19 protein-coding genes are annotated in these 22,136 nt (G+C 74.3%); 11 read left to right on the forward strand and 8 right to left on the reverse strand.

Annotated features, from left to right (window positions below):
• On the reverse strand, window positions 1-863 hold an 863-nt coding region (locus tag STRAU_RS20350), incomplete at its 3' end, for a maltotransferase domain-containing protein (protein WP_158692102.1).
• Between the two features lie 55 nt (window positions 864-918).
• Window positions 919-1,182, reverse strand: a complete 264-nt coding sequence (locus STRAU_RS20355) for a DUF5133 domain-containing protein (protein ID WP_078621370.1) — start codon at window positions 1,180-1,182, stop codon at window positions 919-921.
• A 360-nt stretch (window positions 1,183-1,542) separates the two neighbouring features.
• On the opposite strand from STRAU_RS20355, the gene STRAU_RS20360 reads away from it, so the two are divergent.
• From STRAU_RS20360 to STRAU_RS20370, 3 genes are all read left to right on the forward strand, one after another.
• The gene (locus STRAU_RS20360; protein WP_016642256.1) at window positions 1,543-2,091 is read left to right on the forward strand and encodes a hypothetical protein; all 549 of its coding nucleotides are present in this window, start codon (window positions 1,543-1,545) and stop codon (window positions 2,089-2,091) included.
• Between the two features lie 104 nt (window positions 2,092-2,195).
• A complete protein-coding gene (gene glgX / locus STRAU_RS20365; RefSeq protein WP_016642257.1) occupies window positions 2,196-4,358 on the forward strand; it encodes a glycogen debranching protein GlgX in 2,163 nt (720 codons plus the stop codon).
• Window positions 4,337-4,987 carry an HhH-GDP family DNA glycosylase gene (locus tag STRAU_RS20370; RefSeq protein WP_016642258.1) on the forward strand — a complete coding sequence of 217 codons (651 nt, stop codon included), beginning with the start codon at window positions 4,337-4,339 and terminating at the stop codon, window positions 4,985-4,987. Before glgX ends, STRAU_RS20370 begins: the two co-directional genes overlap by 22 nt.
• On the opposite strand, the gene STRAU_RS20375 is transcribed toward STRAU_RS20370, so the two are convergent.
• Window positions 4,984-6,534, reverse strand: a complete 1,551-nt coding sequence (locus STRAU_RS20375) for an FAD-dependent oxidoreductase (protein ID WP_016642259.1) — start codon at window positions 6,532-6,534, stop codon at window positions 4,984-4,986. The genes STRAU_RS20370 and STRAU_RS20375 overlap by 4 nt on opposite strands.
• A 191-nt stretch (window positions 6,535-6,725) precedes the next feature.
• On the opposite strand from STRAU_RS20375, the gene STRAU_RS20380 reads away from it, so the two are divergent.
• Window positions 6,726-6,917, forward strand: coding sequence for a CsbD family protein (locus tag STRAU_RS20380; protein WP_016642260.1), 192 nt, complete (start codon window positions 6,726-6,728; stop codon window positions 6,915-6,917).
• Window positions 6,918-7,076: 159 nt separating this feature from the next.
• Here the strand turns inward: STRAU_RS20380 and STRAU_RS20385 are convergent, their stop codons facing one another.
• Entirely contained in the window at window positions 7,077-7,895 is an 819-nt protein-coding gene (locus STRAU_RS20385; RefSeq protein WP_037660718.1) for a VOC family protein, read from the reverse strand.
• A gap of 311 nt (window positions 7,896-8,206) precedes the next feature.
• Between STRAU_RS20385 and treZ the strand changes: the two genes are divergently transcribed.
• A complete protein-coding gene (treZ, locus tag STRAU_RS20390; protein ID WP_037660733.1) occupies window positions 8,207-9,961 on the forward strand; it encodes a malto-oligosyltrehalose trehalohydrolase in 1,755 nt (584 codons plus the stop codon).
• 82 nt (window positions 9,962-10,043) lie between these two features.
• The gene (locus tag STRAU_RS20395; protein WP_016642264.1) at window positions 10,044-11,045 is read left to right on the forward strand and encodes an aldo/keto reductase; all 1,002 of its coding nucleotides are present in this window, start codon (window positions 10,044-10,046) and stop codon (window positions 11,043-11,045) included.
• Window positions 11,046-11,100: 55 nt separating this feature from the next.
• Here STRAU_RS20395 and STRAU_RS20400 read toward each other — a convergent pair whose 3' ends face one another.
• Window positions 11,101-12,225 (reverse strand): aminopeptidase P family protein, encoded by a 1,125-nt coding sequence (locus tag STRAU_RS20400; RefSeq protein ID WP_016642265.1) that lies wholly within the window; start codon window positions 12,223-12,225, stop codon window positions 11,101-11,103.
• A 240-nt stretch (window positions 12,226-12,465) separates the two neighbouring features.
• Between STRAU_RS20400 and STRAU_RS20405 the strand changes: the two genes are divergently transcribed.
• Window positions 12,466-13,212, forward strand: a complete 747-nt coding sequence (locus STRAU_RS20405) for a metallophosphoesterase (RefSeq protein WP_016642266.1) — start codon at window positions 12,466-12,468, stop codon at window positions 13,210-13,212.
• Window positions 13,213-13,230: 18 nt separating this feature from the next.
• Here STRAU_RS20405 and STRAU_RS20410 read toward each other — a convergent pair whose 3' ends face one another.
• Together STRAU_RS20410 and STRAU_RS20415 are read right to left on the reverse strand one after the other, a co-directional pair.
• The gene (locus STRAU_RS20410) at window positions 13,231-13,902 is read right to left on the reverse strand and encodes a PDZ domain-containing protein (RefSeq protein ID WP_016642267.1); all 672 of its coding nucleotides are present in this window, start codon (window positions 13,900-13,902) and stop codon (window positions 13,231-13,233) included.
• A gap of 21 nt (window positions 13,903-13,923) precedes the next feature.
• Window positions 13,924-14,817 carry a LysR family transcriptional regulator gene (locus tag STRAU_RS20415; protein WP_016642268.1) on the reverse strand — a complete coding sequence of 298 codons (894 nt, stop codon included), beginning with the start codon at window positions 14,815-14,817 and terminating at the stop codon, window positions 13,924-13,926.
• A 96-nt stretch (window positions 14,818-14,913) separates the two neighbouring features.
• On the opposite strand from STRAU_RS20415, the gene STRAU_RS20420 reads away from it, so the two are divergent.
• A complete protein-coding gene (locus STRAU_RS20420) occupies window positions 14,914-15,681 on the forward strand; it encodes a CTP synthase C-terminal region-related (seleno)protein (RefSeq protein WP_037660720.1) in 768 nt (255 codons plus the stop codon).
• An 8-nt stretch (window positions 15,682-15,689) separates the two neighbouring features.
• Here the strand turns inward: STRAU_RS20420 and phsA are convergent, their stop codons facing one another.
• Window positions 15,690-17,558: an O-aminophenol oxidase PhsA gene (phsA, locus tag STRAU_RS20425; protein ID WP_052029176.1), complete on the reverse strand. Its 1,869-nt coding sequence runs from the start codon at window positions 17,556-17,558 to the stop codon at window positions 15,690-15,692.
• A 318-nt stretch (window positions 17,559-17,876) separates the two neighbouring features.
• Between phsA and STRAU_RS20430 the strand changes: the two genes are divergently transcribed.
• The 3 genes from STRAU_RS20430 to STRAU_RS20440 all read left to right on the forward strand — a co-directional run.
• Entirely contained in the window at window positions 17,877-18,353 is a 477-nt protein-coding gene (locus tag STRAU_RS20430; protein ID WP_016642272.1) for a hypothetical protein, read from the forward strand.
• 38 nt (window positions 18,354-18,391) lie between these two features.
• Window positions 18,392-20,617 carry a CHAT domain-containing protein gene (locus STRAU_RS20435; protein WP_037660722.1) on the forward strand — a complete coding sequence of 742 codons (2,226 nt, stop codon included), beginning with the start codon at window positions 18,392-18,394 and terminating at the stop codon, window positions 20,615-20,617.
• Between the two features lie 9 nt (window positions 20,618-20,626).
• The coding region (locus STRAU_RS20440) for a CHAT domain-containing protein (protein ID WP_037660725.1) at window positions 20,627-22,136 on the forward strand (1,510 nt) is incomplete at its 3' end.

Raw genomic sequence — 22,136 nt, forward strand, 5'->3', positions numbered from 1 at the left:
ACCGCATCATGACCACCCTCCGGCGACCCGATCGCCCACGGCACACCCACGTCATGAGGCCCGGCCGACAGCGAGTTGTTGGGGCCCTTGCGAAACGTGGCACCGATGGGATGCACCGGCGGCAGATACACCACGTCGAAGCCCATCTCCGCGACCGCGGGCAGCCGCTTCGCCGCCGAACGGAACGTGCCCGACACCGGCGCCACACCCTCGCGCACCACCGCACCCTCCGAACGCGGAAAGAACTCGTACCAGGACCCGAACAGCGCCCGCCGGCGCTCCACCAGCAGCGGGAAGGTGTCCGAGCGCGAGACCCGCTCCCGCAGGGGGTACCGCGCGAGCACCGCCGCCACCTCGGGCGTCAGCGCCGCCGCGAGCCGGGCGGCCGGGGACTTCAGGTCGTCCTGCAGCGCGTCCGCGGCGGCCCGCAGGATCTGCCGTGCCGCCCCGTCCGGCGCGGCCGACACCGCGCGTTCGTGGAGCAGCGCGCCCTCCTCGAGGACCAGCCCGGTGTCGAGGCCGGCCGGAACCTTGATCTCGGCGGCGCGACGCCACTCCGTCACGGGGTCCGCCCACGCCTCCACGGTGTACGTCCAGCGCCCCTCCGCGTCCGGGGTGACCGGGGCGCCCCAGCGGTCGCTCCCCGGGGACAGCTCCCGCATCGGCGTCCAGGGGCCGCCCCGGCCGCCGGGGCCGACCAGCACGACGTTGGCGCCGACCGCTCCGTGGCCCTCGCCGAAGACCGTGGCCGTGACCTGGAAGGTCTCACCGGGGACCGCCTTCGCCGGACGGCGGCCGCGGTCGACGACCGGGCGGACGTCCAGGACGGGTACGGCCGGTATCGCTGGTAGGGCTGAGGTCATCGGTCTCTCCTCCACCGCGCTCGGGTGGGCGGGACTCCGGCGGGACTCGCGTCCGCTACCGGCCCCGGGGGTCGGGGGCCGGCCGCGAACGGCTCGGGGCGGGCCGCGGCCTGCGTGTGGTGCGCGGGCGCAGGTAACGCTCGGCCGCCTCGGCGGCGGCCCGCGCCGTGCACTCGCCCATCAGCACACACAGGGTGTACGCGGTGTTCTCGAAGTGCGTGCGCACGACCCGGTCGGCGGGGTCGGCGACCAACAGCCGTTCCCAGGCCCGGTATTCGTCCAGCTGCCGCGAGACCACGGCTTTGGCAGGCAACAGCACCACGCTGGTCACCTTCTCGTTCTTCCGGAGCGCGCGTGGTGCACCCGGCTGGTGCGAAACCGCCGACGCGCAGAGGAACCGGCGTCAGGACACCGGCCGATCTTCCCCACTCATGGTGCACGGTCGGCCACGCAGCGTCCTGTTGGAGATTCAACGACCGGGTTCCACCCGCGCCCGCCGGAACCTGCTCGCCCCCCCGACCCCCGCTCACGTGCACTGGAGTCCGCTCGTGTTGCGCGAATGGAGTAGTGCTTTCACTCTGATACTGACTCAGGAGCGATCAATGCTCACGCTTCGTGTTCGGGGCCCGGCCCGCGGGGCCGGGCGGAGCGGGAGCCTCGCCGAGAGGAGCCAAGAGCAATGAAGCCCGCGATCCCCTGCTACTACCACCTCGACGTGGAGATCACGCCGGAGAGGATCGAGCAGGTCAGGCGCATCCTGGCCGCACACCTGCGGCACTGGGGGCTGGGGATGCTCGTCGAACACGTCTGCCACTGCACCCGCGTGCTGCTGTCCGCGATCGAGGAGCACGGCACGGACAAGAAGACCTCCGTCGAGATGTGGTGGAACGGGCAGCACCTCATCACCGCCGTGTCGGACAGCGACCGCGACCTGCCCCTGCGGCACTACGAACCGCAGGGCTGCCTGGCGCAGATCGCCGCGCTGAGCGACGGTTGGGGAAGCTGCCCGGCGACCGACGGAAAGATCATCTGGTTCTCGTGCCGCGCCCGCGCCACCGAGTACGCCCGGCTGGTCCCCACGACGCCCGCACCCAGCCTGCGCGAGGCGAAGCGGGTGCCGCGCGAGGAGGTGACGGCCACGCTGGCGGCGTCGACGGACACGGTCACGCCGGCGGCGTGGGCCGACACGGCCGCCCTGGCCGCGTCGGCCGACCCGGCCGCGCACTGACGCCGACGCCGGAACACCGGGCGCGGCCCGGCGCGGGAACGCCGGGCCGCGAGACCCTCGGGGCGCCCCCGGGCCCCGCCCCTCACCCGTACGGAGGCAGTCGCGTGCGCACCTGGACCGGAAGCCCGTCTCCTCTGGGCGCCACCTTCGACGGCGAGGGAACGAACTTCGCCCTGTTCAGCGAGGTCGCCGAACGGGTCGACCTCGTCCTCGTCCACGACGACGGCACGCACCGCGCCCTCCCCCTCTCCGAGGTCGACGGTTTCGTCTGGCACTGCTACCTGCCGGGGGTCGGCCCGGGGCAGCGCTACGGCTACCGGGTGCACGGCCCCTGGGACCCCGCCGGGGGCCACCGGTGCAATCCCGCCAAGCTGCTGCTCGACCCGTACGCCAGGGCGATCGAGGGGCAGCCGGACAATTCCGTCGACCACCCGTCGCTCTTCGAGCGGGCGGCGCGGGGGCCCGATCCGGCCGACAGCGGCGCGCACGCCCCGCTCTCGGTGGTGACCGACCCGTCCTTCCCCTGGGAGGGCGACCGGCCGCCCCGGCGGCCCTACGCCGAGACCGTGATCTACGAGGCGCACGTACGCGGCCTGACCCGGAGGCACCCCGGGGTGCCTCCGGAACTCCGGGGCACGTACGCGGGCCTGACGACCGAGCCGGTCATCGACCACCTCACGTCCCTCGGCGTGACCGCCGTCGAGCTGATGCCGGTGCACCAGTACGTGCAGGACGGGTTCCTGCGCGACCGCGGCCTGACCAACTACTGGGGCTACACCTCCATCGGCTTCTTCGCCCCGCACAACGCCTACGCGGCGCACGGCGGCCGCGGCGAGCAGGTCACCGAGTTCAAGTCGATGGTCAAGGCGCTGCACGCGGCCGGGCTCGAAGTGATCCTGGACGTGGTCTACAACCACACGGCCGAGGGCAACGAACACGGCCCCACCCTCGCCTTCCGCGGCATCGACAACGCCTCGTACTACCGCCTGGCACAGGACGATCCGGCGCACTACTTCGACACCACCGGCACCGGCAACAGCCTGCTGATGCGCCATCCCAACGTGCTGCAACTGGTGATGGACTCGCTGCGGTACTGGGTCACCGAGATGCACGTCGACGGGTTCCGCTTCGACCTGGCGGCCACGCTCGCGCGCCAGTTCCACGACGTGGACCGGCTCTCGGCGTTCTTCGACCTGGTCCAGCAGGACCCGGTGGTCGGCCGCGTCAAGCTCATCGCCGAGCCGTGGGACGTCGGCGACGGCGGCTATCAGGTCGGCAACTTCCCGCCGCTGTGGTCGGAGTGGAACGGCAAGTACCGTGACTCCGTACGGGACTTCTGGCGCTGCCGGGACCACTCGCTCGCCGAGTTCGCCTCCCGGCTCACCGGTTCCTCCGACCTCTACCAGCACGATCGGCGCCGCCCGCGCGCCAGCGTCAACTTCGTCACCGCCCACGACGGCTTCACGCTGCGCGACCTGGTCAGCTACGAGCAGAAGCACAACGAGGCCAACGGCGAGGGCAACCAGGACGGCGAGAACGACAACCGCTCGTGGAACTGCGGCGTGGAGGGCCCCACCACCGACCAGCGGGTCCTCGATCTCCGCGGGCGCCAGCAGCGCAACTTCCTCGCCACCCTCATGCTGTCGCAGGGCATCCCGATGCTCGCGCACGGCGACGAGCTGGGGCGCACGCAGCGGGGCAACAACAACGCCTACTGCCAGGACAGCGAGCTGTCCTGGGTCGACTGGGACCTCGACGAGGAGCAGCGCGAACTGGTCGGCTTCACCCGGCGCGCCATCGCGCTGCGCGCCGCGCAGCCGGTGCTGCGCAGACGCCGCTTCTTCCGCGGCGAGACCCCCACGCACGAGAACCAGCCGCTGCCCGACCTGGTGTGGCTGCGGCCGGACGCCCGCGAGATGACGGACGACGACTGGCTGCGGCCCGACGCCCACGCCGTCGGCGTCTTCCTCAACGGCGACGCCATCGCGGAACCCGACGTCCACGGCAGGGCCGTGGTGGACGACTCCTTCCTGCTGCTCCTGAACAGCTACCGGGAACCCGTCGTCTTCCATCTGCCGGACACCACGTACGGGGAGCGCTGGACCACCCGGATCGACACCATGGACCCGGGGGGCCGCTCGGACGAGACGGAGCACAAGGCGGACAGCGACGTCCCCGTCGGGCCGCACAGCCTGCTCCTGCTGTCCCGCCCCGCCCGGACCTCGACCACTCAGGAGGCGAAGCCATGGCAGGCCAGAAAGCCGTGATGCGGGAGCTGCTCAAGGCCGCGGGACAGACGTACGCGGCGGAGGCGGGCATCAAGCTGGCCGACACCCCGCAGCCGCTCTATCGGACGCTCGTCCTGTCATGCCTGCTCAGCGCCCGTATCCGGGCGTCCGTGGCGGTGGCGAGCACGCGCGCGCTGTACGAGGCCGGGATGCGCGGTCCGCGGGACATGGCCGACGCCACCTGGCAGCAGCGGGTCGATGCCCTGGGACGTGGCGGCTACCGGCGCTACGACGAACGGACCTCGACCCAGCTCGGTGACGGCGCCCGTCTTGTGCTCGACGAGTGGCGCGGCGATCTGCGCCGGACCCGGGAGGAGGCCAACGGCGACGCGGCGGCCCTGAAGCGGCTGCTGCGCCGGGTGCCGGGCCTCGGCCCCACCGGCGCGGACATCTTCCTGCGCGAAGTGCAGGACGTGTGGCCCGAGTACCGCCCCTGCCTCGACGCGAAGGTGCTGCAGGGGGCGGAGCGCCTCGGTCTGCCGCGGACCGCGTCCGGGCTGACGCGGCTCGCGGGGAACGAGCGGACGGCGGTGCTTGCCGCGGCACTCGTCCGGGCCGCGCTCGACCGGAAGCTGGCGGAGGACTGCCTGGAGCGGGCAGAGGGCTAGGCCGGGGGCTCCGGGATCTCACGTGGTTCCAGCGGGCGGGTGGCCGGGCCGTGCAGGACCGAGCCGTCCGTGGCGAAGCGGGAGCCGTGGCAGGGGCATTCCCATGCCTGTTCGGCGTTGTTGAAGTGCACCAGGCAGCCGAGGTGCGTACAGCGCGCGGAGACGGCGCTGACGTGTCCGGCCTCGTCGCGGTGGACCGCGCACCGCCGGCCGTCAAGCCGGACGACGGCTCCGCTGCCCGGCGGGATGTCGGCCACCGAGTCGACGTGGCCGGTGTGCAGGCGGTCGCCGACGAAGTGCTTGGCCACGGCCGCCTGGTGGGCGGCGAGCCGGCCCGCGTCCCGGACCGGTGGCAGCCGGCGCGGGTCGTACAGCTCGGTCCAGGCCGGCCGGGGCCCGCCGACGATGTGGGCCGTGAGCAGGCGCCCCGCCATGACGCCGTTGCTCATCCCCCAGCCGCCGAAGCCGGTGGCGACGTAGACGTGCTGGGTGCCGGGGTGGGCGTGGCCGACGTAGGGCAGGTGGTCGACGGAGTCGTTGTCCTGGGCGGCCCAGCGGTAGCAGGTGTCCGCCTCGGCGAAGTGCGGCAGGTTCGCGCGCGCCCAGTCCGCGAGGCGCTCGGACCGGGCGCGTACGTCACCCTCGCCCGGGGTGAACGACTCGCCGGTGACGACGAGCAGCCGGCGCCCGTCGTCGTAGGGGGCGCTGCGCAGCGAACGTGTCCCGCCCTCCGGCGTGATGTACATGCCGGCGGGCGCCGCGGCCGACGGCACCGGCGCCGCGATCACCAGCTCCCGGCGGGGCTTGAGCAGCGTGAAGAGCAGGGTGCGGTCGAAGACCGGGTAGTGCGTGGCGATGACCGCGTCGCGTGCCTCGACGGTGGCGCCGCCCTCGGTGGTCAGACGGCAGCGGTGGCCGTCGTGCAGGCCGGTGACCCGGGCGCGTTCGAAGATCCGTCCGCCGGCGGCGGTGATGTGCTCGGCCAGCGCGAGCAGGAACTTCCGCGGGTGGAACTGCAGTTGGCCCTCGACGCGGACGGCGCCCGCGACGGCGAAGGGCAGGTCGGTGTCGGTCACGAAGGAGGCGTCGAGCCCGGCCCGGCGTGCCGCCGCCGCCTCCCGCCGCAGCTCGTCGACGCGTTCCGGGTCCTGTACGTAGGTGAGGGCGGGGGCGCGCTCCAGGTCGGCGTCGATGTCGAGTTCGGCGCACAGGGCGGCGGTCCGCTCGACGGCTTCCTGCTGCGAGAGCGCGTACAGCCCGGCGTCGTCGGCGCCGTGCTCGGCCTCCAGGCGCGCGTACATGAGGCCGTGGGCGGCGGTCATCTTGGCCGTGGTGTATCCGCTCACGCCCGCGGCGATCCGGTCCGCCTCCAGGACGATCACGTCGAGGCCGGCGCGGACCAGGTCCCACGCGGTGCACAGGCCCGCGATGCCGCCGCCGACGACCGCGACGTCGGCGGTCAGGTCGGATTCCGGGGCCGGGTAGTGGGTCGTCGGCGTGGTCGCCATCCAGTACGACTCGTCGATCGACGGGCGTGGTGCGTTCATGTCTCCCCCTGGGAGGGACTCCGTGCGCGGCTGCGCCCCGACTCCAGCGTACGAGGAGGAAGCCGACCGCTCCTGCCGACTGCTCCGACCCGTCCCGACGACTACTTTCCGTGACTTCCCCGCGCGCGTGGGCGTGCGGTTCGGCTTACGTTGAGCGGGACCGACACACCCCCCCCCAGCAAGGAGGAGCCATGGCCGACAAGGGCGGCATGGACAAGGCAAAGGGCAAGGCCAAGGAGATGACCGGCAAGATGACCGGCAACCGCGAGCGGCAGGTCGAGGGCAAGATCGACCAGGCCCGCGGCGAAGCCAAGAAGGTCATGGGCGAGGCCAAGGAGCGCGCGCGCAAGGCCGACCCCTCGATGCGCCGGGACCAGAGCTGACCTCTGCCGTCCCCGGCTGACGTTTGCTGACGCTTGCTCACGTCAAGGGAAGCCGCCCCCGTCAGGGCTCCAGGCCGCTCCTGGTGCACCGCCCCGACGGGGGCGGCTCATGCCGCGGCCGGGGGGCTCGGAGGCTCACGCGGCCGGGGGCTCGGAGGCTCAGGCAGCGGGCCTGGGGCTCGCCGCGGGCCGGGGGCTCACGAAGAAGCGCGCCCCGTCCGGATCGGTCAGGACCGCCGCTTCCGTGCCCTCGCCGGTGTACTCGGCGCTGCCGCCGTGGGCGCGCGCGGCCCGGACACAGGCCGGGACATCGGCGACCGCGAAGTGGATCTGCCACCGCGGCCGGATCGCGGGGTCGGGCGCCGCCTCCACCGCGCCCGAGTGGATGCGGGCCACGACGTCGCCCTGGCTGCGCAGCACGACCTCCTCGTTCTCGTAGTCGACCTCGCAGCACCCCGACTCCGCGGACTCCCAGCCGAGCACCTCGCCGTAGAAGATGGCCGCCTCGAAGGCGTGCCGCGTGTGCAGCCGTACGAAGACCGGCGCCGCGCGGCGCCACTCCTCCCAGCCGGACACCAGCTCGCCCTCCCAGATGCCGAAGACCGCTCCGTCGCGGTCGGCGAGGAGCGCCGCCCGGCCCGGCGGGAACGAGATCGGGCCGACGGCGGTGGTCCCGCCGCGCTCCTGGCTGCGGGCCACGGTCTCGTCGGCGCTGCACACGGCGAAGAACGGCGTCCACGCGACGGCGGTCTGCCCCATGGCCTCCACGGCGGACACCCCGGCGACCGGCACGCCGTTCACACTCGCGAACCTGTACTGCTCTCCCAGCTTGCCCACGCGCCACTCCCACCCGAGCACCGCGTGGTAGAACTCCTCCGCGGCCGGCAGGTCACGCGTGGACAGGCTGACCCAGCAGGGCGCGCCGTACACCGAGCGGCTCTCGACGACCCCGTTTGCGGCTGTTCCCTGGCTCTTCATCGCCGTACCGTCCTGAAGTTGCCCCTAGGCTCCGTCGTCCCCGCCCTCCCCGCCCTCCCTCGCACCATCATCCCCCGCCTTCGCGGCGGGCGCCCCGCAGGACGGGCGGTCGAGCGAGCACGGAGAGTGAGCATAGACGGCCGTCGCCGGGCGACGCGAAAGCGTCGACACCGCGTCACCGGAAAGCGCCGAACCCCTCCGTGGCGATCACGTCTGGCGCACCATGGAACGACGAGCCGGACGCGTCGGACGAGCACGACGCGTCGGACACGTCGACGACCCGGGCACGAACGACGGACGAGAGGCTGCCGGTGAGGTTCGAAGTGTGGGCGCCACGCGCCGAGCGGGTGGAACTGGTCCTTGAGGGCGCGGACGAGGCCGCGCACGCGCTGACGCGTGCCGCGGATCGCCCTGAGTGGTGGACGGTGGAGGCGGCGGCGGCCGACGGCACGCGCTACGGCTTCTCGGTGGACGGCGGCCCCGCGCTGCCCGACCCGCGCTCGCCGCGGCAGCCCGACGGCCCCGACGGCCTGAGCGCGGTGGTCGACCACGGGCGGTACGCGTGGCGGGCGCCATGGGCCGGACGCGGGCTGCGGGACGCCGTGCTCTACGAGCTGCACGTGGGCACGTACACCCCGGAGGGCACGCTGGACGCGGCCGCCGGGCGCCTCGGGCATCTCGCCGGACTCGGCGTCACCCACGTCGAGTTGATGCCCCTGTGCCCCTTCCCCGGGCGGCACGGCTGGGGGTACGAGGGCGTGTCGCTGTGGGCCGTGCACGAACCGTACGGCGGCCCGGAGGCGCTGAAACGGTTCGTCGACGCGGCGCACGAGCACGGCCTCGGCGTCGTCCTCGACGTGGTGCACAACCACCTCGGCCCGTCCGGCAACCATCTGCCCGCGTTCGGGCCGTACTTCACGGACACGCACCAGACGCCGTGGGGCTCGGCCGTGAACCTGGACGCGCCCGGCTCAGACGAGGTGCGCGCGTATCTGGTGGGCAGCGCGCTCAGTTGGCTGCGGGACTACCGGATCGACGGGCTGCGCCTGGACGCCGTGCACGCGCTGCGGGACACCCGGGCACTGCACTTCCTGGAAGAACTCGCCACGGCCGTGGACGAGTTGGCGGCCGAGGTGGGCAGGCCGCTCGCCCTGATCGCCGAGTCCGACCTGAACGACCCGCGTCTGATCACCCCGCGCGCGAGCGGCGGACTCGGCCTGCACGCGCAGTGGAACGACGACTTCCACCACGCCCTGCACACCGCCCTCACCGGCGAGTCCCAGGGCTACTACGCGGACTTCGCGGCCGCGCCCCTCGCGGCCCTCGCCAAGACCCTGACGCGTGGCTTCTTCCACGACGGTACGTTCTCGAGCTTCCGCGGCCGCGGCCACGGGCGGCCGGTCGACCGCGCCCGCACGCCCGCGTACCGCTTGCTCGGCTACGCCCAGACGCACGACCAGATCGGCAACCGCGCCCAGGGCGACCGGCTTTCGGCCACGCTGTCCCCGGGCCTGCTCGCGTGCGGGGCCGCGCTCACGCTCACCGGCCCGTGCACGCCGATGCTGTTCATGGGCGAGGAGTGGGCGGCCGGCACGCCCTGGCAGTTCTTCACCGACCACACGGACCCGGAGCTCGCGGAGGCCGTACGCCGGGGCAGACGGCGGGAGTTCGCCGCGCACGGCTGGGCCGAGGAGCAGATCCCGGACCCGCAGGATCCGGCGACCCGTGAGCGCTCCTGCCTCGACTGGTCGGAGCCGAAACGCGAGCCGCACGCGCGCGTGCTCGCCTGGTACCGCGACCTGATCGCGCTGCGCCACGCCCGCGCGGACCTCACGGACCCCGATCTGGCGGCGGTGCGGGTCGCGTACGACGAGGCCGCGCGCTGGTTCGCGGTGCGGCGCGGGGATCTGCGGATCGCGGTGAACCTCTCCGGCGAGGCGGCGGCGATCCCGGTGGGCGTGCCGCACGCGCGCGTGCTCGCCGCGTGGGACCCGGTGGAGGCGCCGGGGGCGGACGGGGTGCTGCGGCTGCCGGGCGAGTCGTGCGCGGTGCTGGCCTTGACGTAGGGCTTGAAATCACCCTCCGAACGCCCTTGACCTAAAGGGCACTTCAACCTTTAGCGTGCGGCGGGACACGTGAGGAGATCGCATGGAACAGCGGTACCTGGGCGGGACCGGGCTGCGGGTGAGCGAGCTGTGCTTCGGCGCCATGATGTTCGGCGGCGGCGAGGGCGGCGCGGACGAGGCGACGGCGCACCGCATGCTGGACGCGTTCACGGCGGCGGGCGGCACGTTCATCGACACGGCCGACGTGTACGGCGGCGGGGCATCGGAGGAGGTGCTCGGCCGCTGGCTCAAGGGCCGCCGCCGCGACGACCTCGTGATCGCCACGAAGGTGTTCCTGCCGATGGGCGAGAGCCCCAACGCGCGCGGCCTGAGCCGCAAGCACATCCTGTCGGCGGTGGACGCGAGCCTGCGCCGCCTGGGCACGGACCACATCGACCTCTACCAGACGCACGTGTGGGACGCCCGCACGCCGCTGGAGGAGACCCTGTCCACGCTGGACGGCCTGGTGCGCGCGGGCAAGGTCCGCTACCTCGGCACCAGCAACGTCTCCCCGGCCCAGCTCCAGAAGGCCCTCGACCTGTCCCGGGCGCGCGGCTGGGAGCCGTACGTCTGCCTCCAGCCGCGCTACAACCTCCTCGCCCGCGAGGCCGAGTGGGAGCTGCTTCCGCTCAGCGCCGCCGAGGGTGTCGGCGTCATTCCGTACAGCCCGCTCCAGGCGGGGTGGCTCTCGGGGAAGTTCCGGCGCGGCATGGACGCGCCGCCCGCGGGGGCGCGGGGCGGCGGGTCCTGGGAGGAACAGGCCACCGAGGAGACGTGGCGGGTGGTGGACGCCGTGGTCGCCGTCGCGGAGGAGACCGGCCGCACGCCCGCGCAGGTGGCGCTGCGCTGGCTGCTCCAGCGGCCGGGCGTGACCGCGCCGATCGTGGGCGCGCGCTCCGTGGAACAGCTCACCGACAACCTGGGCGCGGCGGGCTGGGAGCTGACCGCGGAGCAGCGGGGCCGCCTCACGGAGGCGAGCGCGCGGCCGCTGCCCTATCCGTACGACCTGCTCGCGCACTTCACGGACGAGCGGCCGCACGGGTGAGCGGCTGACCGGCCGGGGCGGGCCTCAGTCGTGAGTACCGCCCCGGGCGGGTGCCTCAGTCGACGATCGCCAGCTCGCGCGCGGTGGTGTTGAACCGGCGTCCGCCGTCCTCGGTGACCGTGACGATGTCCTCGATGCGCACACCGAAGCGGCCCGGCAGATAGATGCCGGGTTCCACGGAGAAGCACATGCCCGGTACGAGCGGCTGCTGTTCGCCCTCGATCATGTAGGGCGGCTCGTGCGTGGTGACGCCGATGCCGTGGCCGGTGCGGTGGATGAAGTACTCGCCGTACCCGGCCTCGGTGATCACCGCGCGGGCCGCCCGGTCGACGTCCTGGCAGGCGATGCCGGGCCGCACCGCGCGGCAGGCGGCGTCCTGGGCCTCGCGCACCACGTCGTGGACGCGCTGCTCCTCGGCGGTGGGTTCGCCGACGTGCACGGTGCGGGAGGTGTCCGAGCCGTAGCCGTGCTTGAGGCCGCCGAAGTCGAGGACCACCATGTCGCCCCGCTCGATGACGCGGTCGCCGGCCTCGTGGTGCGGGCTGGCGCCGTTGGGCCCCGAGCCGACGACCGTGAAGTCCACCTGCTCGTGCCCGAACCGCCGCAGCAGGTCCGCGAGATCGGCGGCGACGTCGGTCTCCCTGCGGCCCGCGAAGGGCACCTTCTGGATCTCCTCGTACGTCGCGTCGGCGGCGGCACCGGCCGCGGCGAGCCGCTCCAGCTCGGCGGCGTCCTTGACGGCGCGCAGCATCGGCAGGGCGTCGGTGAGGGCGGCGTAGGAGCTGTCGGGCAACTGCCGCTGCAGGCCGAGGAGATGGAGGGCCCAGGCGTTGTCGCTCACCCCGAAGCGGCCGCGCGCGTCGAGCAGGGGCGCGGTCACGCCGTAGGGGTCCACGCCGTCCGTCCAGTCCCGCAGGGTCAGCGCGGACGCGCCCGCCGCGCGCTCGGCGTCGGGGGCCTCCAGCTTGGGCACGACGAGGACCGGGTCCTGCCCCGGCGCGATGACGAGCAGGGTGAGCCGCTCGGTGTCGGCGGGCACGTGGTAGCCGGTGAGCCACACCAGGTCGGGGCCGGGCGCGACGAGCACGCCCGCGAGGCCCGCGTCGGCCGCGGCGCGCGCGGCGCGGTCCATGCGGGCGCGGTAGTCGTCGGCGGTGAACGGCGCGGGTGTGGCGGTCATCGGGCCTCCTGGGCTGGCTGCGGCATCTTCCCCAACATCCTGATCTTTACAGCATCCTGCACGCTCACCCCTCCACCAGGCGCCCGAGGAAGGCGTTGAGGGCGGTCGGCATGGCGCCCATCATGGGCGGCCCGGTTTTTCGATGCCACCGGTTTGCGGGTGGCCGTTCCCCGACTCGGCCGACTAATGCTTAGATGCCCCGCGACCATTAGATCATTTCGGTGCGGAGGGGCGTACGACATGCTGGTACTGGCACAGATCAGTGACCTTCACCTGGACGGGACGGCGCGTGCGACGGAGCGGGCCGAGCGCGTCATGGACCATCTGCGGGCGCTGCCCGGGCCCTTGGACGCGCTCCTGGTGACCGGTGACATCGCCGACCACGGCGCCGAGGCCGAGTACAAGGAGGCCGCGCGCGTCCTGTTCACCGACGCGCCCTGGCCCGTCCTGACCTGCCCCGGCAACCACGACGTGCGCGGCCCCTACCGCACGGCGCTGCTCGGCGAGGACGCCCCTTCCGAGGCGCCGGTGAACCGAGCCCACCGCGTCGGCGGCACCGAGATCCTGATGCTGGACTCCAGTCTGCCGGGCAGCGACGAGGGCCTCCTCGACGAGGAGACGTACGCCTGGGCGGAGAACCGGCTCGCCGCGCTCGGCGGCACGAAGCCGGTGCTCCTGTCCTTCCACCACCACCCCGTGCGGATGCACCACCCGCGCCTGGACACCTGGCGGCTGCGGCAGCCCGGGCCGCTGGCGGAGCTGGTGGAGCGGCACCCGGAGATCGTGGGCCTGATCATCGGGCACGCGCACACCCCGGCGGCGACCACGTTCGCCGGGCGGCCGCTGATCGTCGGCCCTGGTGTGGTGTCGACGCTGCGGCTGCCCTGGGAGGGCGAGGGCCTGGTCGACCTGGACGCCCCGGTCGGGCTCGCCTTCCATGTCCTGGACGACGAGCGGCGGTTGACCACGCACTTCAGGGTGGTGTGAGGGGGCCCGGCGGGGACATCACGTGGCGAGACCCGGCCGGGCCGACAACACCTGGCGCTCTCCGCTCGCGTGACGGACCGTCAGCGTGGTGTTCCTGCCCGGCCGGGCGTCCGTCACCGCCTTCGCCAGGTCACCGGCCGAGCGCACCCGGGTCTCGCCGAACGCGACCAGCACGTCGCCGCGGACGAGTCCCGCCGCGTGGCCGGGGCCCGGCTGGTGCACCCCGACGACCAGCGCGCCGCTTCCGCGCGGGGCGTCGACGGCTTCGACGCCGAGGGCGGGGCGGGGGGCGGCCCGTGGTCCGACGGCCGCGGAGCCCTCGCCCGCGGACGCCTTCTGCTCCGGCGCCCCGGCGCCCGGGGGCGTGCCCGGGCCCTTGCCGGGCTCCTTCGCCGCTCCCGGCGGCCCCTGCCCGGGCGCCTGACCGCCCGGCGTGGGCGCCCCCTGCCCGCCCGCCTGCCGCTGCATCTCCGCGAGCTTGCTCATGCCGATGACGGTGGCGCCCACGGTGCCGAGGCCCACGCCCGAGAGCACCAGGACCGTCGCGCAGAGCAGGCCGAAGAGGAGGGTGACGAGCCGCCTGCCGCGGCGGTGCGCGGCGTGCGGTCGCCGGGGTGGCTCGGCGGGTGTACGGCCGGGACCCGGCTCGTGTCCCGGGATGGGCTTCGGACGCAACGCGGTCTGTTCCATGGCTCGCCTCCGGCCACAGCCCTACCCGGCGTGACGCCGCGCGACGATTCCCGAACGGGTGACGTCCAGGCGTGCGGCGAACGCGGCCGCGGGGCCGCGGAGCGCGCCGGCGTGCACCAGTTCGGTGCGGTGGACGACGCGGGGCTCGGTGAGCGGGACGGCGACGGTGCCGGGCGCCGCGGCGGCCGACTCCGGGAGCAGGACGAGGCCGTGGCCGGCCGCGGCGAGGGCGGTGAGGGTGCGGACGTCGGTGCCTTCGTAGCGCAGTGCGGGGCGGAAGCCGCCGGTGCCGTGGGCGGACCGCAGTTGGCGCAGGGGCAGGCCCGCGCCGGGGGCGTCCAGCCAGCGGGCGTCGGCGAGGTCGCCCAGGCGCAGGCCGGTGCGGCGGGCGAGCGGGTGCCCGGCGGGCAGCAGGACACGGACGGGTTCCTGGCCCGCGCCGTGCGCGGTGAGCGGGGCCACGTCGGCGAGGCGCAGCGGGTCGTTGGGCGCGGCGAGTCCGTCGACGAGTCCCAGGTGGGCGGCGCCCGTCGCGACGGCTTCGGGGACGTCCGCGCGGGGCAGCACGCGCAGGGTGACGCCGGTCGGCGGGAGCGCTTGCAGCGTACGGGGCGTCAGTGCCGTCGGCGCGGCGGCGAGCGTGAGGCCCTCGTCGGCGGCGCCCGCCAGGGCCGCGACCTCGGCGCGCGCCGCGTCGAGCCGCAGCAGCAGCGGGCCCGCGTGCTCCAGGAGCCGCTCGCCCGCGCGGGTGGGCGTGACGGGGCGGCGGGTCAGGAGCGGGGTGCCGAGGTCCTGTTCCAGGGCGGCGATGTGCTGGGAGACGGCGGACTGCGTGTAGCCGAGCTCGCGCGCGGCGGCGGAGAACGAGGCGAGGCGGGCCACGGCGACGTACGTACGCAGGAGGTGCGGGTCCATGCGGATCAGGATCGCCGACGTGCATCAGCGTTGCTTATGAAGGGTGCGGATTTTGTCGTTGGACGTGAACTTGGGGGCGCGCCGAGGATGGCAGGCATGAGCGAATCCCCTTCCCGAACCCGGGCCCACGACGTGTCGTCGGCCCCCGTCGCCCGCATCGCCCTCGTCGGCGACCGCTCCCCCAACGTCACCTCGCACACCCGTGTCCCGCTCCTCCTGGAGGCCCTGGCCGACCGTGACGGGCTGGTCCTGGACGCGTACTGGATACCGACGCCCGACGCCGAGGAGCCGGGCGCGCTGCGCGGCTTCGACGCGGTGTGGGTGCTGCCCGGCAGCCCGTACCGCAGCGAGGCGGGCGCGCTGGCCGCGATCCGCGCGGCCCGCGAGGACGGCGTCCCCTTCCTCGGCACGTGCGGCGGCTTCCAGCACGCGCTCCTGGAGTTCGCGCGGAACGTCTGCGGGCTGACGTCGGTCGCGCACGCCGAGAACGACCCGGACGCCGACGACCCGCTCATCGTGCCGCTCGCCTGCTCGCTGGTCGGCCACGAGGGGACGGTGAAGCTGGCACCGGGCTCGCTCGCCGAGTCGGTGCTCGGCGTGGACCGCACCCTGGAGCGCTACCACTGCTCGTACGGGCCGGGCGACGCCGGCCATCTGGACACCCTGCGGGCCCACGGCCTGCGGATCACCGGCACCGACGAGCAGGGCCGGGCGCGCGTCGCCGAACTCCCCGGCCACCCCTTCTTCCTGCTCACCCTCTTCCAGCCGGAGCTGTCCGGCGACGGCTCGCGCCCGCACCCGGTCGTGCGGGCACTCGCCCGGGCGGCCGTGGCGCACGCGGCGGGAGCCGCGCGGGCTGCCTGAAGTCCGCTTCAGTGACCGCCGTCGTGGCCCCCGTGCCCGCCCCCGCCGTGGTCGAACTTCAGCGCCTCCTTCGGCATCACGACGAACGGCCGCATCATCCCCATGTCCTCGTGCTCCAGGAGATGGCAGTGGTACATGAAGCGGCCGTACGCCCCGTCGAACCTGCCGATGACGCGCAGCATCTGACCGCCCGGCACCCGGAACACGTCCTTCCAGCCGCGCTCGTTGGGCGCGAGGGGAATCGGCGTGGCCGGGTCGTGCGTGACGGGCGCCCGGGTGCCGCCGACGGTCACGTCGAAGCCTGACGCGTCGTACGCGTCGCGGCCGAGGAGCTGGAAGTCGGCCAGGTGGATGTGCATCGGGTGGGTCACGTTCGGGTTCACCGCGAGGTTGAGGAAGCTCCACTGTTCGTACGCGCCCTCGCCGATGGTGAAGCCGAGGCCGTCGTTGAACGTGCGGGCGATCCTGCGGTACGTCTTCGTGGCGCCGTCCGGGCCGCGCAGTTGGATGATGCCGTCGGTGGGGACCCGGATGGGTCCCGGGTCCTTCACCTCCACCATCTCCCACATCTCCGGGTGTCCGCCGCCGCCCTTGGTGGCGGGCGGCGTGAGCACGACGAGGCGGTGGCCGTGCGGGACACCGTGCCCGATGGGCCGGAAGGAGCCGGACAGGACCTCCGGCAGCCGGAAGGTCTCCCGGGCTCCGTCGCCCTTGCCGACGCGGAACTCCATGACGTGCGGATGGCGCACGTCGCCCGCCGGGTCGGGCACGCCCGGCGCCGCGTTCGGGCCCTTGTTCACCAGCCGGACCCGCTTGCCCGCGAGCTTCCGGAAGTCGACGAGCAGGTCGAAGCGTTCGGCGGGCGCGACGGTGAGGGCGGGCAGGGCCGCGTCGAAGTCGACGGGCACCGGCCGGGGCAGCAGGCCGCCGTCGCTGCCGATCTGGTGCAGCACGCCGGGCACGGGCGCGTTGTCCTCGTCGACGAGGACGAGGTCGTACGTCCGCGCGTTGGAGGCGTTGACCAGCCGGAAGCGATACCAGCCGGGGGCCACTTCCGCGTACGGCCAGATGCGGCCGTTCACCGTGGTGTACGGGCCGGTGAAGGGCAGCGAGACCGGCTTGCCCGTCTCCGGGTTCTTCGGGTCGACGATCGTGGTCTTGTGCAGGAGGCGGCCGGTGAGGCGGCCGTCCTCGTCGGTGTCCAGGTTCCGGTCGGCGATCAGCAGCGGGATCTCCCGCTTCCCTGCGGGGAGTTGGAGCGCGTCCTCCTCGTCGTCCCGGACGAGATACGTGCCGTAGAGGCCCGCGTAGACGTTCCACCTGGTGATGTTCATGGCGTGGTCGTGGTACCACCATTGGACCGCCTGGTGGTCGTTCGGGTACTCGGAGAGCTGGGCGTCGCCGAAGCCGACCGCGTTGTCCGCCCAGCCGTCGTTGCCGCCGCCGGTCTGCGCGCCGTGCACATGCGTGACCGTCCAGGCGGGGAGGGCGGCCACGTCCTTGTTCGGCTCGATGCCTTCGCGGCCCGGGCGGGTGCTCGGCGGCGGGGCGGAGCCCGGCGCCTCGACGGCCGTGACCGGGAACTCGCTCTCCTTGGGCACGCGGTTGGTCCACGCGATCCGCACGCGCTCGCCGCGCCGCACCTCGATGGTGGGGCCCGGCACGCACCCGTCGTACCCCCACATCAGCGTGGGCGGAAGCTGCGGGTGCAGGCGCACCCAGGCGGGGCGGACGGCGATCTCCGTCTCCTCGCGCACGTCGCCGCCCGCGGGGCGCAGGACGGGCGGGACGGTCAACGGGGCCACGAACGGGACGAGTTCGCGGGCTCCGGCTGCGGCTTCAGCCTCAGCCTCGGCTTCGGCTTCGGCTTCGGTGATTAATCCGATGTCGGTGTGGTCGGTTCGGACGTCGGTCAAGGTGAACACCCCCCGTGTTCCGCTCTGATTCAGCGTTCACTGGAGAAGACCGGCGGGGCGGGCCGAAAGTTCCATGAATCCCGTATTCCGGAAGAATCGTGCATACGAGCCACCGGTGGGGTGAGAGATCCATGTTTCCCGGTGCGGGGGCGGGCGGCGCCCCTAGGCTGCGGGTCCCGGGGTTCGGGCCCACACCCCGCCGTCCCGGGGTTCGGGCCCGCACCCGCCGCCACCCCGGACCCGCGCCCGCGTCCGCCGCCGGAAGGAGAACCCGCCCCCATGCCCGACGCCCTGCCGCTGCGCGCGGAGCTGCTGCTCGACGAGGAGGCGCCGGACGCCCTCGGGCAGGACCTGGTCGCGGCGCTCGACGGACTCGGCGTCCGCACCGCCCGCGTGCGCCGCGCCGTCGGCCACCGCGGCGCGGCCGACATCCCCTGGCTCGTGCTCGCCTCGCTGCCGCTCCACGCCTTCCTCAGCGGCCTGGGCGCGGAGGCGGTGCGGGACGCGTACGTGTCGTTCAAGGGCGTGGTGCGGCGCGGGGCGAGCCGTGGCACCGCCGGTGGCGGCGGGGCGCCGCGGCCACTGGTGCTCCAGGACGACCGGAGCGGGCTCAGCGTGGTGCTGGAACCGGAACTGCCCGCCGAGGCGTATGAGCAGTTGCTGGGCCTCGACCTGACCCGGTTCCAGGTGGGCCCGCTGCACTACGATCGCCAACTGGGCCGCTGGCGCTCGGAGTTGGACGAGGCGGCGGGCTGAAGGACCGCCACCTGCCGCTGAACGGGGGCTGGTGAGACGTGGGGCCACGAGCGGAGTCGGCGCCCGCCGACGCGGAGAGGGCGTGCGCCGAGGGCGAGTCGGCCCTCGGGCGCGGGGCCGGGACGGGTGCCGGGGGCCGGGACGGAAGCGTCGCCGAGCGGTGCTTCCGGCGCGCCCTGTCGCTCGCCCCCGCCCCGGACGTCGCGGTGCGGGCCCTCGTGGGGCTCGGCCGCGTACGTCTCGCCGACGGGGATGCCGACGGCGCCCGTACGGAGTTCCGGCACGCCCACGAGGCCGCGCCCGACGACTCCGCTCCCCTGTTCTGGCTCGGCTGCGCCGCGGCCCACCAGGGTGAACTCACCTCCGCCGAGGGTTACTTCACACGCTCTCTGGCGTGCGCGACGCCGCCCCCGCGCGCAGTCGTCCAACGTGCCTACGTGCGCGTCAAGTTGGGGTGGCTGGAGCAGGCGCGGGACGATCTGCGCGCGGCGGCTCGGGGTGGGGCACTGGACGACGAGGGGGCGTGGGTGGCCGCGGCCCTGGGAGTCGACTCGGCGGGCGGCTCGGACAGCTCGGACGGCTCGGACGGGTCGGACGGCGCCGTGTCAGGGTGCGGTGTACGTCGCGTGGGTGGCCTGCTGCGCAAGGCCGGGCTCGGCGCGCTCGGCGGGGGCCGGGCCGACTGGGCGCGAGCGGCGCGACTGCTGGGCGCGGCTTGGGAGCTCGATCGGGTACCCGGGGGCTTCCCTGCGCTGTACGGCGCCGCGCTGGCCGTGGGCGGGCGGCGCGACCTCGCCGCCGACCTGCTCGACACGGCCGCCCGGCGCGACCCAGCCGACCACTGCGTCACGCACGCACTCGCGCTCACCCTCCTCAACTCCCCGCGCCCCACAGCCCCTTCAGGCCGAACAGCCCCGCCCTGGGAGCGAGCCATCGCCGCCTGGGGTGCGCTGCTGTACGACGACTCCTTCTGGGAGCGGGCCCTGCGCGCGGCCGGGCGACGGTACGGCGTGGAAGTGGGGGCCGACCTGGTGCCCGAGCTGCGGGCGGGGCTGCGGGACGCGGTGGTGCGGCGGCTGCCCGGGGAAGGCGCCGCCGGGGAGAGTGTCGTCGACGGACACGGCATCGGCGGACACAGCATCGGCGGACAGGATGTCCACGGCGGCCGGGTCGCGCCCGAAGCGCTGTTCCAGCGCGAGGCCGACGCGGCGCACGTCCTGGCCGAGGCCGGGGGGTTCCCGGGCGAGTGGGGCGCGCCCCTGCGCTGCGGGCCCCTGCGGATCTCCGCACTCGGCAAGGTGCGGGAGTTCGGCTCGTTCGCAGCGACCACCACCCCCGGAGGCCACCCACTCATCCAGATATTCTCCGAACTCGGCTTCGCCCACCTCCAGTTGAGCGCGGGACTGCCGGGCGAGGCGCTGGCCGCCCTCGCCGAACTGCGCTGCCACGACTGCCGGGCGCGGGCCCGAGCGGCGGACGCAGGGGCCGCGGGGTCGCGCGAGGCGGCCGCGGGGTCACGCGAGGCAGTCGTGAGGTCACGCGAGGCAGCCGTGGGTGAGCCCGTGTGTGAGGCGGGCTGCCCCCGGTTCGACGAGCTGAACCCCGGCTACGCCGGCCTCCCCGACCGCCACCGGCAGCTCGCCCGGGACGCCCGCGAGCTGGCCCTGAACGCGCGCGTCACCCTGGGCAGGGACGAACTCACCGCCCCCCGCCCCGACTTCGGCGCGGCAGCCGCGTACTGGCGCCGCGCCCTGGTCCACAGCAGACGCCTGGAGCGCTACCGGCACACCCAGGCGGACATCGTCTCCCTCGCGCTCGCCGCCGCCAGGGACGCGCACCGCGCCGGGCGTCTGACCCGGGCCGTGACCACCCTGGAGACGACCCGCTCCGTCATCGGCGCCAACGAACGGCCGCGCCTGGACGGGCAGTTGGCGCGTGTCCTGGCCGACCGGGGCATCGGCGAGGCCAACCGCGAGGATCCCGCCCTGGACGCCTCCGCCGCGGACCTGCGGCGCTCCGTGGCACTCGGCCCGCGACTGCGGCGCGCCCAGCTCAGCCTCGGTATCGTGCTGCGCGTGCTCGCCCTGCGGCGCTGGGGCTCGGGCAGTCTGTCCGGGGCGCGCGCCACCTTGGAGGAGGCCGCCGAGCGGCTGACCGCCGCGCTCGCGCACTTCCCCGACGACCCCGAGCTGACGGAGGAACTCGACCGGGCGCGGTCCGAACTCGACTTCGTACGCGGACAGTTCGACGAGAGCGGGAGGTGAGCGGCGGCCGTGCTGCAGTACGAGGAGCTGCGCATCCGGGTGCGCCCCATCGGCGGTTCCCACTGCCTCGTGGCGGTCAGCGGACCCGTCTGCTCCCTCGGCGTGATCGCCGTGGACGGCGAACCCGCGGCGTTCCGCGCCCGCTGGGACCGGCTCGTCGCCGCCGACCTCGGCCACGCGCCGATGGGCGAGCGGCACACGGCCGAGCAGTTGCGGGACCTCGGGCGGGAGGTGTACGAGCTGCTGTTCGGGGGTGGCGGCGGTGACCGGTTCCTGGACGCGGAGGGCGCCGCGCGGCGGGCCGGCGGCCCCGGAGGCTGTCTGGCCGACGCCCTCGACCTCGCCCAGCGGCTGCGGCCCCCGCGCGGTCTGCGGCTCCGCTTCGACCTGCCGCCGAGCCTGCGGGAACTGCCGCTCGAAGCGCTGTGCGCGCCCGCCGGGCTGCCGCAGCAGTCACTCGCGCTCGGCCCCGGCTACTCCCTGGCCCGCTCGCTGCCCGGCGGGCCGCTCGGCCGCCGCCTGCCGGACCCGGCGGACCAGCCGAGCCTGATCCGCCTCCTCGTCGCCTGCGCCTCGCCCGCCGGGGCGGGCCGCACCCTCCGCATGGACGCCGAACTGGCCGCTCTCCGCCAGGAGTTGCCCGAGGTGGCCGTCCGCACCACCGTCGTCGAGCGGGCCACGCGCGAACGCCTGGAGTCGGCGCTCGGCACGCACGGCGACCTGCCGACGGCGGTGCTGCTCATCGCCCACGGGACGTACGACGAAGACCTCGGCAAGGGGGTCGTCTGGCTGGAGACGGAGGGCGGCGGCGTGGACCCGGTGCCCGCCGATCTGCTCAGCGGCATCCTCCTGAAGGCGCCCCGGCTGCGGCTCGCGGTGCTCAACCTCTGTTCGGGGGCGGACAGTTCGGGCCCCGACGGGGTACACGCGGAGCCGTTCTCGGGGCTCGCGCAGGCGCTGATCGGCGGGGGCGTGCCCGCCGTGGTGGCGATGCGGGGGCGGGTCAGCGACGCCTCGGCGGGCCGCTTCAGCCCCGAGCTCCTGAAGGGGCTCGCGGCGAACCGCACCATCGACGAGTCCATGGCCGCCGCCCGCCGCCGCATCTCCCATCTGCCCCGGCACACCGCCGTGGAGTGGGCGACGCCCGCGCTGTTCCTGCACGAGGGGTACCGGCACGGGTGGCTGTTCAAGGCCCGGGAGGTACGCGACGACGACGGCACGGTGGCCGACCCGCTGCGGGAGGGCGCCGACGCGCTGAACGCGTACCGGAGCCCGACCGGCCACGTCGGCACGGCGACCCTGATCGACGCGGCCCGCTTCGAGCGCGACCGCGGGGGGTGGCGGCAGGTGCAGCAGATCCTGCGGACGTCCACGCAGTTGTACGAGGACGAACAGCGGCAACTGCGCGACGAGGCGGCCTTCGAACTCGCCTGGCCGAAGATGGCCCACCTGTGCGAGCTGCTGGCCGTGGGGCGGGACGGGGTGGACGCGGGGGCGTCCGGGTCCTCCCGGGCGACGG

Origin of the sequence: Streptomyces aurantiacus JA 4570, from assembly GCF_000414115.1 — a bacterium.
Lineage (GTDB): Bacteria > Actinomycetota > Actinomycetes > Streptomycetales > Streptomycetaceae > Streptomyces > Streptomyces aurantiacus_A.

What these genes read in the sequence shown, in the direction of transcription:
- STRAU_RS20415 (WP_016642268.1), bottom strand. Translation starts at nt 14,817, where the DNA reads ATGGACCCGCACCTCCTGCGTACGTACGTCGCCGTGGCCCGCCTCGCC.
- STRAU_RS20400 (WP_016642265.1), bottom strand. Translation starts at nt 12,225, where the DNA reads ATGACCGCCACACCCGCGCCGTTCACCGCCGACGACTACCGCGCCCGC.
- STRAU_RS20360 (WP_016642256.1), top strand. Translation starts at nt 1,543, where the DNA reads ATGAAGCCCGCGATCCCCTGCTACTACCACCTCGACGTGGAGATCACG.
- STRAU_RS20375 (WP_016642259.1), bottom strand. Translation starts at nt 6,534, where the DNA reads ATGAACGCACCACGCCCGTCGATCGACGAGTCGTACTGGATGGCGACC.
- STRAU_RS20420 (WP_037660720.1), top strand. Translation starts at nt 14,914, where the DNA reads ATGAGCGAATCCCCTTCCCGAACCCGGGCCCACGACGTGTCGTCGGCC.
- STRAU_RS20430 (WP_016642272.1), top strand. Translation starts at nt 17,877, where the DNA reads ATGCCCGACGCCCTGCCGCTGCGCGCGGAGCTGCTGCTCGACGAGGAG.
- STRAU_RS20385 (WP_037660718.1), bottom strand. Translation starts at nt 7,895, where the DNA reads ATGAAGAGCCAGGGAACAGCCGCAAACGGGGTCGTCGAGAGCCGCTCG.
- STRAU_RS20410 (WP_016642267.1), bottom strand. Translation starts at nt 13,902, where the DNA reads ATGGAACAGACCGCGTTGCGTCCGAAGCCCATCCCGGGACACGAGCCG.
- STRAU_RS20380 (WP_016642260.1), top strand. Translation starts at nt 6,726, where the DNA reads ATGGCCGACAAGGGCGGCATGGACAAGGCAAAGGGCAAGGCCAAGGAG.
- STRAU_RS20395 (WP_016642264.1), top strand. Translation starts at nt 10,044, where the DNA reads ATGGAACAGCGGTACCTGGGCGGGACCGGGCTGCGGGTGAGCGAGCTG.
- STRAU_RS20370 (WP_016642258.1), top strand. Translation starts at nt 4,337, where the DNA reads ATGGCAGGCCAGAAAGCCGTGATGCGGGAGCTGCTCAAGGCCGCGGGA.
- STRAU_RS20405 (WP_016642266.1), top strand. Translation starts at nt 12,466, where the DNA reads ATGCTGGTACTGGCACAGATCAGTGACCTTCACCTGGACGGGACGGCG.